The organism is uncultured Metabacillus sp. (genome assembly GCF_947503125.1).
GTDB lineage: Bacteria > Bacillota > Bacilli > Bacillales > Bacillaceae > Metabacillus.
The window spans coordinates 71,643-84,592 of the sequence record NZ_CANNCR010000011.1; the positions used below are offsets into that span (position 1 = coordinate 71,643).

Annotated in this window: 9 protein-coding genes; all 9 read left to right on the forward strand. The window is 37.1% G+C overall.

Features of this window, described 5'->3' with window-relative positions; all coding sequences use genetic code 11:
- Window positions 1–37: 37 nt before the first annotated feature.
- The 9 genes from Q1B07_RS10295 (at window position 38) to Q1B07_RS10335 (ending at window position 12,772) form a co-directional block, all read left to right on the forward strand.
- Window positions 38–2,329, forward strand: a complete 2,292-nt coding sequence (locus Q1B07_RS10295) for a hypothetical protein (protein WP_299090284.1) — start codon at window positions 38–40, stop codon at window positions 2,327–2,329.
- Window positions 2,330–2,602: 273 nt separating this feature from the next.
- The gene (locus Q1B07_RS10300) at window positions 2,603–3,214 is read left to right on the forward strand and encodes a hypothetical protein (RefSeq protein ID WP_299090286.1); all 612 of its coding nucleotides are present in this window, start codon (window positions 2,603–2,605) and stop codon (window positions 3,212–3,214) included.
- 316 nt (window positions 3,215–3,530) lie between these two features.
- Entirely contained in the window at window positions 3,531–4,829 is a 1,299-nt protein-coding gene (locus Q1B07_RS10305; protein ID WP_299090288.1) for an extracellular solute-binding protein, read from the forward strand.
- A gap of 84 nt (window positions 4,830–4,913) precedes the next feature.
- The gene (locus tag Q1B07_RS10310; protein WP_299090290.1) at window positions 4,914–5,882 is read left to right on the forward strand and encodes a carbohydrate ABC transporter permease; all 969 of its coding nucleotides are present in this window, start codon (window positions 4,914–4,916) and stop codon (window positions 5,880–5,882) included.
- A 21-nt stretch (window positions 5,883–5,903) separates the two neighbouring features.
- Window positions 5,904–6,737, forward strand: coding sequence for a carbohydrate ABC transporter permease (locus tag Q1B07_RS10315; RefSeq protein WP_299090291.1), 834 nt, complete (start codon window positions 5,904–5,906; stop codon window positions 6,735–6,737).
- Between the two features lie 87 nt (window positions 6,738–6,824).
- Window positions 6,825–8,597, forward strand: coding sequence for a sensor histidine kinase (locus Q1B07_RS10320; RefSeq protein WP_299090293.1), 1,773 nt, complete (start codon window positions 6,825–6,827; stop codon window positions 8,595–8,597).
- A gap of 11 nt (window positions 8,598–8,608) precedes the next feature.
- Window positions 8,609–10,138, forward strand: coding sequence for a response regulator (locus Q1B07_RS10325; protein WP_299090294.1), 1,530 nt, complete (start codon window positions 8,609–8,611; stop codon window positions 10,136–10,138).
- A 22-nt stretch (window positions 10,139–10,160) separates the two neighbouring features.
- The gene (locus Q1B07_RS10330; RefSeq protein ID WP_299832696.1) at window positions 10,161–11,444 is read left to right on the forward strand and encodes an extracellular solute-binding protein; all 1,284 of its coding nucleotides are present in this window, start codon (window positions 10,161–10,163) and stop codon (window positions 11,442–11,444) included.
- A 263-nt stretch (window positions 11,445–11,707) separates the two neighbouring features.
- Window positions 11,708–12,772, forward strand: a complete 1,065-nt coding sequence (locus Q1B07_RS10335; protein ID WP_299092445.1) for a Gfo/Idh/MocA family oxidoreductase — start codon at window positions 11,708–11,710, stop codon at window positions 12,770–12,772.
- The last annotated feature ends 178 nt before the right edge of the window (window positions 12,773–12,950 follow it).

The following is a 12,950-nucleotide window of genomic DNA, read 5'->3' on the forward strand; positions in this document are numbered from 1 at the left end:
GAAACTATGTTCACTAAAATATGGGGAGGTTGTTTATTTGAGTAAACGCTTAAAAAGAAGCATAAGTAACTATAGGGGTAAAAAGAAGAGCTTGATCAGTAGGGTTCGTGCCTTCTCTGTTCTTTCAACACTAGCATTAGCAACAGCGATTACAGGAACGGCTTCAGCGCAAGACAGCCAATTTACAAGGCAGGGAGCCGGGCCGATGTATTTCATGACCTATGAGCATCAATGGACGAAAAATACTTATATGCCCGAAAAACGCCTTAAGGAAAATATTGATTGGATGGCAAAACATTTCTTGCCATATGGATATAACATGATTTCAACGGATGGATGGATCGAGGGTGCCACACTGCTGAATATAAATGGCTATGTTGTTAGCCATAATGATAGATGGATGACCAATCCATTAAATATGGATGGCTCTGAAGAAGAAGTCACGCCTGGTCAGCTTGAAAATGGAGATTTTGAAGAAGGTAGTGCTAATGGTTGGCAAGTAGAAACAGATGCGATGTTTGGGGTAGATGCAAACGATGCTTATGAAGGGGTAAAATTGTGGGTGTATGACCCGAAGCCGCATACAGCAAAGGTTTCGCAAACTGTAAAAGGATTAGAAAATGGAAACTACACATTGACGGCAAGGGTGAAATTTCCTAATGATGTTCATAACTTCATTGATGGCACGAGCACAGCCAATATGAAGTTAAAAAACTATACAGATGCAACTGATGGGGAGACAGCGCCTGAACAAATAGTTGAGTTGAATGATGGATTGACAGATGAATACGGTAAAGCACGCTATGGACTTTTCGAATTACAGTCGGATGTGACAAACGGTCAGCTGACGGTTGAATTTTATATTGATGCCAAGGGAGAGCACAGCTCATTCCAGCTTGATAATGTTGAGCTTTATAAGACTGGTGAAAAACCAGAGGAAGACAGTAATGAAAATGAACCGTTTCAGTATCCATCTGAAAAATATCCAGACGGTCACACTTGGAAGTTCTGGGGGGATTATTTAAAGGAAAAGGGTATGGAATTTGGCATTTACTACAATCCGCTATGGATTAGTCCTGAGGTAGTGAAAAACCCTGATAAATATATTGTCAAAGGAACGGAAAATAATCCTGATGGTCCAACATATGTTATGGATTTAATTGATCAAGGTGATCCGAATGATCCGACAGATGGCGACCGTTTTAACGGTGGTCAGGGAAATGAGCGTGCACTTTATTGGGTGGACGTGAATCACCCGGATGCTGAAAAATATGTGAAGGGCTACATTGACTTTTTTGCTGAACAGGGGGCTAATTTTCTACGTGTTGATTTCCTTTCATGGTATGAAACTGGAACAGATGCCAATATAGGTACAGTAGGGCAAGCACATGATAGAGGCCTTTATGAAAAATCGTTAAAGTGGATGTCTGAAGCTTCTAAAGAAAACAATGTTTTCCTAAGTCTTGTTATGCCTCACCTTAAAAATCATGGGGAACTTGAACATAAATATGGAGATATGATCCGCATAAATGAAGATACGTTTACAGGAGGATGGGAGCATATCAGCGGCAGACGTCAAGAGTGGAGACCCGGTTGGTCACAATGGGCGAATTCTTTCCAAGGGTTTACTGGTTTTTCTGATATCGGGGGTCGTTCAAGCTTGATTTTGGATGGTGATTTTCTCAGATTGAATACATTCTCTGGTCCTTATGCAGAAAATGAAAAGAAAACAACGTTGTCACTTTATACACTTGCAGGATCTCCAATCGCCATTTCTGATCAGTATGACACAATTGGCGCCAACTATCCGTATTATCAAAACACTGAATTGATTGAGTTTAATAAAATGGGTCTTGTTGGCAAACCAATTTATGAAAGTGCCGTTCATTATGGAGAGTCAAAAGACAGTCGTGACAGTGAGCGTTGGGCAGGTCAACTTCCTGATGGTACATGGGTAATCGGATTGTTCAATCGCCAGAATGAGAGCAAAGCGTTTGATTTCAATTTTCAAAAAGAACTTGGAATTGAAAAAGGTCATGTTCGAGATGTATGGTCTCATCAAGATCTTGGTATTCAGTCTTCTTACTCAGTAACACTTGAAGCTCATGATAGTGTTGTTTTGAAAGTTGTCCCGGCAACTGCTGAAAAAGTGTTTGAAGCAGAAGTCGCGGCATATTCCAAAGGGGTTGAATTCTCTAATACATTGGAAAGACATGCCGGGTTTGGTTATCTAAATGGCTTTAATGAGTCGGATGAAAGCATTACTTATGCAATAAACGCCCCTTCAAAAGGGGTCTATAACCTGAACTTGAAATATGATGCAGATTAAAATAGTGAAGCAACTGTTCATGTAAGAGAAGATAAGAGCGGTAAAAATACCCTTTCAAAACATGTATCATTTGAGGCAACGAATGATCAGTGGAAAGAAGCAACTGTAGAAGTTGAGCTTGATGAAGGAACGAATCTTGTAAAGATTGATTATGCCTCTGGTAACTTTAATCTTGACTCGATTACTTTGGGAGAAGCGAGGAATCAAGAAATAGCCTCATCTCTAAGAAACAGTGATTTCGAAGACGGATTTGCCCAATGGAGCCGCAGCAACATGGTCAATCAATCAATTGTTGATGGAGCCGTGCAAATTGCTGGTGCTGATGCTTTTACTTCCGACCTCTGGCAGTATGTTGTTCCCAAAGCAGGTATTTATAAGTTGACTGCTGAAGTCAAACGGAGCGGTCAGTTTGATGAAGCGGCTATTTATATGGAAAATGGTAAAGACAAACAAGCAGCAGAGATCCAAGAAACCGACGACATGACAACGGTCACCATTTCTAATATAGAAGTGTCTGAAGGCGATATCTTGAAAATTGGAAATATAGCGAATACACAAGCTGGCGGTAAACTAACGATTGAAAATATTCAGCTCAGCCCTGACTATCACAATCATTACTTTAAAGTGGATCAGAAGAACATAAACAAAACTGAAATTGTTCGTGACCTTAACGTACAAAACAATACAAAGCTTTCTTCTTATCTATTGAAACTCACTGACCAAACGAAACCAAAATCGATCCAGGCCAGCAGCATTTATAAGGCAGTAAATAACATCGATGAAATGAAGGAAGATAAAGAAACATATTTCTTTAATGAGAAAGAAGGAATTCTTTATTTAAATATTCCTGCTAATGAGATGAAAAAGCTGCAAATTAAGTATTAATTTTCCGTGGAGTAGAGAAATTTTTCTCTACTCTATTTTTACATTTAGAGAGCTTAATAGTCTGAAAAAATAAGGCACATGCGGTGCTTCCTTTCTTTTATTCTTGGAGAGGTGGTATTGTTGCAACCTCCAATTTTAAATCAAAGAAGGTGTCGTATATTCTCTTACGAAAGAGATCTACGACACCTTTTTGTTATTTGTCTATTATTCAAAATGAAAAAGCAAAATATAAGACACTATCTCCATAATGTAAGCGGTTACCAATAGGGGTATTTTCATAGATAATGAACACAAATACAAGAAAGGGGTTCAAGGAATGAAACGATTAAAGTCATTAGTTGGTGGTTTATTCATTTCCATCCTGCTCTTAGCTAGTGCATGCAGCGGCGGATCAAGTGAAACAGGATCAAGTAGTAGTGATAGTAGTGATGGGGGTAATAAGAAGAATGTTGTGCTCGAATACTGGCACACATATAGTGATCAAGAAGAAGTGATATTAAAAGAAAAAATCAAGCCGCTATTTGAAGAAGAACACCCTGGAATCGAATTAAAGCTAACCCGCATGCCATATGAAGGCTTAAAACAACAAGTAATAGCCGGTGTATCAGGAGGGGAAGCACCAGATTTAATGCGAATGGATATTGTATGGGTATCTGAATTTGCAAAAATGGGCGCATTGCAGGAGGTAAGTTCATTTGAAGGGTTTGAAGAAGTAAAAAACAGTGTGTTTGAATCAGCGATGGCCACTAACTTATACGATGGAAAATATTATGGCGTGCCTGTCAATACGAATACGAAAATTGCTATTTATAATAAGCAGTTATTAGAAAAAGCTGGTTATTCCGAAACGCCAAAAACGATAGAGGAATTAAAAGAGGTTGCTAAAAAGGCTGTCGAGTCAGGTGCAAAAGGCGGTGTTGGAATCGGCGGCAGCTATTCTTGGGGATTCCTGCCTTACTTTTGGAGCTTGGGAGGGACTTTAACAAATGAGGATTATACAAAATTTGATGGGTTTTTAAATAGTCCGGAAAGCATTGCTGCTGTTGAAGAAATTGCACAGTGGCATAAGGATGGCCTTGTTGCTCCTACTATTCTTGGCGGTGAACCAGGAGCGTGGGATGGCATGAAGAACAATGAATATTTAATGATTGACGATGGTCCATGGTTTTATAGTGTGTTAGCGAATGAGAAAGGAAGTAAATTCAATCCTATCGAGAATACTGTAAGCGGTTTAATTCCGGAAGGTCCTGGAGGAAGCCGTTCCGTTATCGGTGGGGAAAATTTAGTTACGTTCGCAGGATCTGAGCATCCAGAAGAAGCATGGACCTTTGCCAAGTGGATGTTAACAGAAGAACCGCAAAAATTGATGGCAGAAGCTGGATTAATTCCAACAAATAAGAAAGCTGCTAATGACCCAGCTGTTTTAGAAAATCCTTATATTGCAGATTATGTGAAGCAGATTGAAACAGCATTGCCACGGACGCCGATTCCTCAATGGTCTGAGGCTGAAAAAATCATTAACTTGAATTTTGAAAAAGTTATACGTGGAAAAATGAGTGCTAAAAAAGCAATGGATGATGCAGCAAAGAAGGCAGATGCCTTGCTTCAGAAGTAGTTCCACAAAAGAAGGTACTTCACCAGGTTTATTAGCCGGTGTGAGTATCTTCTTTCATTAAAAGATATGTAAGGAGGGAGCCCAATGCTGCCTAATCATGTTAAAAACAATGTAGAAGATAATATTTCGATTGTGATTCCGAAAAAGCCTTTTTCAAAACGATTTAAAATAGGCTTTAAGCAATGGATGGAAGTACTGCCGTTTCTTTTAATAGGGCTAGTAGGAGCAAGTGTTTTTGTCGTCTATCCGTTAATGAAAGGGATTGTGATGAGTTTTCAGGATTATAAAATTATGCCCGGGGCAGAGAGCCCATTTGTTGGTTTTCAAAACTATCAAAAGGCTTTTTCAGATCCAGCGTTTTTATATGCTGTTCGAAATACGTTTTTAAATACAGTTGTCACCGTTCCAATCAATTGGTTTTTAGGTCTCTTTTTTGCTTGTTTAATTAATTTGCAATTTGTAAAATACAAGATTACATTCAGAACACTGTATTATTTGCCGATTATCACTTCATGGATCGTTGTTGCGTTTCTTTTTCGCTATTTATTCGCTGATGGAGAGAATGGCTTAATAAATTATGGACTCTTACATTTAGGAATCATTGATGAGCCGATTAGCTGGCTGCAAAACCAATGGACAGCGATGGTTGTCATCTGGTTATTTCATATTTGGAAGACGGTAGGCTGGACCGTTGTTATTTACTTAGCAGCATTGCAAGGAATACCAAAAAATTTATACGAGGCTGCTGCAATTGATGGGGCCAACGGACTTAAATTGTTTAGACATATTACGATTCCAATGTTGGGACCAATAACTGCTTTTGTCTTCATTAATCTAATTATGGGAGCATTTAACTTTTTCCCGCAAGTATATTTCATTACAAACGGCGGACCAATGGGACAAACAGAGGTATTGCAAAGCATGATTTATAAAGAAGCGTTCAGCAACTTTAACTTTGGCTATTCCTCTGCATTAGGAGTAATGATGGGGCTTACGATTTTCCTTATTACATTCACCCAACAGAAAAGGCTTGGAAATCAACGCTTCATGTAGGCATTCTAGGAGGGATGAAAAATGAAAGCAAATTTATTAACGAAATTCATAGTTTATACGGTGCTCATTCTTGGAGTCGCGATTTTTATAACGCCATTTGTGTATATGGTCTTAACAACATTCATTAATGAAGCATATTCATTGCCACGGCCACATGAAGTCTTTTCAGCTGTTGCTAATCTTGAAAACTATGAAATTGTTTGGAATAAAAATAGTTTTTTTCGTTATTTCTTAAACAGCTTATTAGTTGCGGGTGTAGCGACAATTGGAAGTGTTTTTTTAGGGGCGATGACTGCTTACTCATTTGTGCGATTTACTTTTCCTGGAAAGGAGGTTTTATTTAGAATATTTCTATTTACAATGATGATTCCTCTGGTATTAGCCATCGTGCCGCAATTTACAGTTATTAAATCGTTAGGTCTTGTGAACTCATATTGGGGTTTATGGCTTATCTATGTCGGAGGCGGGGTTATTGGTTCGACTTTCTTTTTACGTGGATTCTTTGAAACCGTTCCAAAGGAATTAGAAGAATCAATTTTAATGGACGGAGGGGGAAATTGGACAATCTTTAGGAGAATTTATTTACCTCTTTCCAAGCCAGCTTTAGGAACAATGGCTATCTTTGCTTTTTCAGGAACATGGGATGAATATTTTGTTGCATTAACAATCATCAAGGATGAGGCGATGAGAACATTGCCAATTGCACTAATGATGTTCCAAGGGAAGTATGCAAGTAACTGGGCATGGATTTTTGCCGCATCAATCATTGCCATTTTACCGGTTATGATCGTTTATATCATCTTCCAAAAGAAATTTGTCCAAGGCGGTCAATCTGAAGGAGCAATCAAAGGGTAACATCATAAACAAAATTACAGCTTGCTAGATATAAAATCGATAGATATGATAAAAACAAGAATATGTTACACAAAGAGGGATTAAACAATGATAACTGAACTATTAAAAAAAAGATTTGCTGTAAAGGTTATCGTAGCGATACTAATTGTATGTTTAATCCCAACGGTTTTTAATAGTTTCTTTTTCTATCATTCTGCTTCAAATATTGTAAAAGAAAATGTAAGAGAATCATCCCTTCAGATAGCGCGGCAAGCAGCAGATTCTCTTTCATATATTTTTTCTAATGGCAGTGATATGGCGGACCTTATTTATAGTAATGAACGGATTCAGGAAATTGTAAAAAAAGATTTACACGAAAGTCTTTCACCTGCTGAATTTGAATCAAGTCAAGAGTATATTACATCCTATCTAAACTCAACTATTTATTCGAGTTCTTTTGTAAGAATTATCTATGTATTAAAGGATAAAGGGACAAGCTGGGGGAGCGGGTCGTTTTCACCGTTTAAATTATCTATGGTAGATCTCCCTCAGCTGGAATGGGTAAAGAAATCAATTGAAAAAGATGGGGAATTAGTCTGGGAAGGACTTCAATACGACCGGTTTAGCGGTGCAGGTGAAAATACCGATCTTGTACTGCCAATCAGCCGTGTCATGAAGGATTTCGATAACCTAAATAATATTGCGTACATCCAAGTTTGTTTGGACGGGAATGCCATCTTAGAAAAAATCAACCAAATAAAGCTTGGGAAAACAGGTCATTTTTTCGTTGTAGATGAAGATGGGAAAATTATGATTGATTCTGATATACAATCGATTAATTCCCCTGTTGAAAATAAAGATTTACGTAAGCACATTTTAAGTAAGAAACAAGAATTTCAATTTAAAGAAAATGAAGTAAATTTTTATGGTGTGAAACAACAAATTGGGAATGGCTGGTCAATTGTAGGGGTTGTACCAGTAAGCGAAATTACAGGTGAAATTACAACGATCCAGAGGATAATCATCATAGCTTCAGCATTGTTTGGAATTGTCGCTATATTTATTGGGATTATACTAGCTAAAAGAGTAACTGAGCCAGTCAATGTCCTTACGAATCAAATGAAGCTTGTTGGTAATGGGAATTTTAATGTTCGAACGAGCGTGAATTCAACTGATGAAATCGGGATGATGAGTATTCAGTTTAATCATATGATCAACCAGGTTGAGGATCTGCTGGAACAGGTGAAAGAGGAGCAATTTCATAAGCAGGAAGCGGAGCTGCGGGCGATTAAACATCGGATTAACCCCCATTTTTTATTTAATACATTAAGTACAATCCGCTGGTTAGTACAATTCAATCAAACAGAGCGTGCAAATCACGCGCTCTCGGCTTTATCCAGTTTGTTAGAAGCAAATATGGGCAAGACAGGAACGTTTATAACGATCAAAGAAGAGATTGAAATGATCAAGAAGTTCATGGTTATTTTACAAATTCGCTATGAACAAACCTTTTTTTTGCATACTCAATTTGATAAAGGTTTAGAAGATTTTTTACTTCCAAGAATGCTTTTACAGCCAATTGTTGAAAACGCCATTTTTCATGGAATTGTTCCTACTGGTCAAGAAGGGACAATTGCTATTACTGGAAGGGAAATCAATAATGCTATTGAAATCGAAATCCGGGATAACGGCATAGGGTTAGATCATAAGCTGCTAAGGCAGTTAAAACAATCTGCTAATGAAACAAATTCATTTGTTGGAATCGGTTTGAGGCATGTGTATGATTCGATAAAACTTTACTTTCATCAAGACTCAAAAGTGGAACTTCAAAGCAGCAAAGAAGGTACGATTGTGAAACTAATATTGATCCCTATAAAGTAGAGGTGAATAACATGTATACCGTCATAATTGTTGATGATGAGCCAATTATTAGATTTGGGTTAAAATCCTCTATTAATTGGGAAAGGGAGAATCTCCAGTTACTTGGTGACTTTTCAAATGGTCAGCAAGCATTACATGCAATGGAGAATACGAATTGTGTTGATATCCTTATTACTGATATTAAAATGCCTGTTATGGATGGATTAACATTAATGAAAAAGGCATTGCGATTAAACCCAAAATTAAAGGTTGTGTTGGTTAGCAGCTATAATGAATTTGAGTATGTGAGAGAAGGCCTGACACATGGTGCAGTAGACTACCTCTTAAAACCAACTTTGGAACCTGAATCCTTTTTAAAGACCATTCAAAAATGTGTACAAAAGATAGATGAAGAGCAAACAATTAAACAAAAGTTAGATATAGTTGAACGTACGGAGCGACTTCAGGTAAGAAAAAAGATTGAACAAGAAATGAAACGAATTCTTTTTAAAAAAGAGACGGTGAATGATAACAGTATGAAAGAGAGATGTCATCTCCCTTTCCTTGTCGTTTGCATGAGAATGAAACAAATTGGAATGGTTGAAGAGAAGTATGGTTTTTTATATAAAAGTCTGATCTTTGAAGAAATACAAGAACGTTTTTATATGGAGGAAGAAGATGGGGTTTGTTTTCCGATAGGGGAAAATGAGCTTTTGTTTTTTATAAAAAAAAACGGTGATCCTCTTGCAGTTACCCATCAATTAATAGCTAAAATAGAAAAGCAGACAAATATAAGTTTTTCGTTTGGCTATGATGTGATTACTAAATGGACGGAAATAATAGACGGCTATCGGCGCAGCCTTTTTGCATCTCAACGACACTTTTTTTATGAAAATGAACATGTCTTTACGTATCGAGCGCCGGAGCAAACTTCCTTTGAGCCTATTAGCAAAGGGCAAATAACGGGGCTTTTGCCGTATGAAGAAGCAAAGATTAAATCTTTTCTACAAGAACGATATCAGCAATGGGCTAGTGAACATATGACACCTGCCTCAATTAAAAGTGAAGCATGTGATATTTTAACAACTCTTTTTTTGTCATTAGATCATGCTTTATTATTGGAGAAATGCTCTGAAATAGAGGCATGTGAGTCGCTTCATGATCTTCGTCATCAGTTAATGATCAAAATCGATGAATGTCACCAACTATTATCAGATCAGAAAAGTAAGCCTTATTCGGATAACGAACTTTTGGACAAAGCGCTTTATTATATTCATGAACATTATACACAAGATTTGACACTCCAGAATGTTGCCGACCATATCCATATAAGTAGAAATTATTTTAGTATCCTATTTAAACGATATCTTGAGCAAAACTTCATTGATTATGTCATTGATCTTAGAGTCAAAAAGGCAAAGGAGCTATTACTTCACACTACATTAAAGGTTTATGAAGTTGCTAGAAAATCGGGCTTCAATGATGTGAAATATTTTAGCAAGTTATTTAAAAAAGTAACAGGCTTATCCCCTGGAGATTTTAGAATCCATCATCAGAAGTAAGTAAGCGGAAAGGAAATGCAAAATGCTCCGACTCCTAATGATACTATTATTGTTCTTATTATCCCTAATATCAGGTTGCGGAAATCAAACAATCATTGATGACCGTCACCCTACAATGACATTTGAAGAAAAAGCACCTGTTCAGATTGAGATTTGGCATACGTATAGTGAGGAAGAAACAAGAATCTTTGAAAACGAATTGATTCCTTTATTTGAGCAAAAATATCCAGAAATCGATGTAAAGCCTTTACGTCAATCCTACAATGAACAATTAAAGTCAGCGCTTATTTCAAGAGCTTCAGTAAATAGGAAACCGGATATCATAAGAATGGATATTACATGGGTTCCAAAATTTGCTGAACTTCAGCTTTTATATCCTGTTAGTCAATTTGCTGACTTTAAGAAAGTAAAGGAGCGCTTCTATGAAGCACCTTTAGAATCTAATTTATATGAACAAAAATATTACGGTCTTCCTTTAAATACAAATACAAAGTCAGCGATTTATAATAAACAATTACTAAAAGATGCTGGTTTATTAACCCCCCCTAAAACAATGGATGAGTTAATTCAGGTTGTTAAGGAGCACAACCTGAAGATCGGGATGACACATATTTCTTCATGGGGGAGCTTATCATATTTTTATGGGCTAGGCGGCAGGTTAACGGATCCATCCTATTCAAGAGCATCTGGTTTTCTTGATAGCAGGGAAAGCATTCAGGCTATTAAGAGACTGGTAGAATTATTTAAAAATTCATATCTTCCTCCTCAAATCGTGAGTGGTTACCCTGAAACATGGCAAAGTGTTAGAAGCGGGAACTATTTTATGATTGATGATGGGCCTTGGTTTTATAGTGTTCATTCATTGGAGGAGATTTCTTTAATAAATGAACAAACCGTTTCCGCTCCTTTCCCTAGTAATGGCGGTCCTTCATCTATCTTAGGCGGAGAAAATATCGTGATGACAAAAGGCACGAAACATCCAGAAGCAGCCTGGACCTTTATTAAATGGATGACAACTGAAACCCCGCAAAAAGCTTTATTACATGCAGGTTTATTACCAACAAATAGACTTGTTGAGATATCATCTATCATTAAGCAATATCCTTATTATAAAAGTTATATAGACAGTATCGATCAAACATTCCTGCGCCCGCCTGTAGCAGAGTGGGATAAAATTGATGAAGTATATTATAACTATATTAGGCTGATATTTACTCAAAAGATCAGTGTAGAAGAAGGATTGAAAAAAGCTGCATCAGAAATTGATCAATTGCTAAAAGCTAAAAAGAAAGATAATGGTATATAAATGGAGTTCTGTATCAAGTTCTTTTTTAACAAAATGCCTCCTTCCAGTATTGTGGAAGGAGGCATTTTGTTTTAGGATTGCACACATCTTTCTTGACACAGGGTGTACAAAAAATAGCAGGTAGATATAGCATAAATTGGTGTTATATATTCCTGAATTGGTGTATTTAATTAAGCGCTTTCAATAAAAGTATTCTCCTCTATCTATGATCATTTTACAATAGATATTAATATAATAGCTTTGCTGTTTAAGGAGGAAAAGACTTGATCAAAAATGATGTTATAACTATAGGGTTAATTGGTCTTGGAGGAATGGCTAATGCCCATCGCAGAATGATCTCTGAATTGAAACAATTAAAATTGGGTGCTCTGTGTGATGTGAATGAAGAACTCTTAACGAAAATTGGGGAAGAGGAAGGGATTAGTCAAGAAAAGCGTTTTAATAATATGGAAGCTTTGATTGCAGATCCGGATGTTGATGCTGTTATATCGATCGTGCCTAACTTTTTACACGCAAAGGCATTGGAATTATGCATTCAATATCAAAAGCCGATTATGGCAGAGAAGCCTTTTACATTAAATTTTGCTGAGGCGGAGATTTTAGCAGTGTTATATGAAAAACAGCCAATTCCATGTATGGTCGGATTTTCTTATCGTTATGTCCCATCATTTCGCTATGCGAAAAAGCTGTTAGAAGAAAATCAGATTGGAGCAATTCGCCATATTGCTGTCCGTTATTTGCAATCTTTCGGTGCACCGCTATTCGAAGCACCTTATGCCTGGCGTTTTAATAAAGCTGTTACAGGGACGGGAGCACTTGGGGATTTAGGTGCTCATATGATTGATAGTGCCAGATTCTTTGTTGGAGAATTCAAGTCTGTATCAGCACTGATGGAAACATTTGTGCACGAAAGAAAGGATCCAATCAGCGGAGAAATGATAGTAGTAGATGTGGATGACTACGCGAGCTTTCAGGCGGTGCTTGTAAATCATGTGATTGGCAATTTTATCACGACAAGAAATGCAGTTGGGTCAGGGAACCAGCACGAAGTAACATTATACGGTGATTATGGTACGATACATGTCAATTGCGAACGGCCGGATGAGATCGACATTTGCATCAGTGATGGAACAGATAACCGGCTAATTTTTAAAACAAAAAAAGTTCCTGAAAGTTATAAGAGACAGCAACTCGAAGATTTTGCTGACCTGGTAACAAACAATCAGCAGACGGGAACGCCGACTTTCTATGACGGCTATCAAAACCAAAAAGTGCTTGAACGAATCATTCAGTCTGCAGAAAGCGGAAAAACGGTAATAGTTGATTAATATTCAGAGAGATTTATAAGGTGAAGTATTTAGCTAAAATAAATTTGTATAAATCGAACCAATTATTCTATCCTGTTGCTTTATATGGTTTAAAGAAGGTAAAAGACTCATTTAGTTTTGAAAATTGTTGTTTTTAAAGAGATTTAGGATATATTTTCCTATCAATCAATAATAGAAA

Coding starts and splice junctions, on each gene's coding strand:
- Q1B07_RS10300 (WP_299090286.1), top strand. CDS start 2,603: ATGGTCAATCAATCAATTGTTGATGGAGCCGTGCAAATTGCTGGTGCT.
- Q1B07_RS10305 (WP_299090288.1), top strand. CDS start 3,531: ATGAAACGATTAAAGTCATTAGTTGGTGGTTTATTCATTTCCATCCTG.
- Q1B07_RS10310 (WP_299090290.1), top strand. CDS start 4,914: ATGCTGCCTAATCATGTTAAAAACAATGTAGAAGATAATATTTCGATT.
- Q1B07_RS10315 (WP_299090291.1), top strand. CDS start 5,904: ATGAAAGCAAATTTATTAACGAAATTCATAGTTTATACGGTGCTCATT.
- Q1B07_RS10320 (WP_299090293.1), top strand. CDS start 6,825: ATGATAACTGAACTATTAAAAAAAAGATTTGCTGTAAAGGTTATCGTA.
- Q1B07_RS10325 (WP_299090294.1), top strand. CDS start 8,609: ATGTATACCGTCATAATTGTTGATGATGAGCCAATTATTAGATTTGGG.
- Q1B07_RS10330 (WP_299832696.1), top strand. CDS start 10,161: ATGCTCCGACTCCTAATGATACTATTATTGTTCTTATTATCCCTAATA.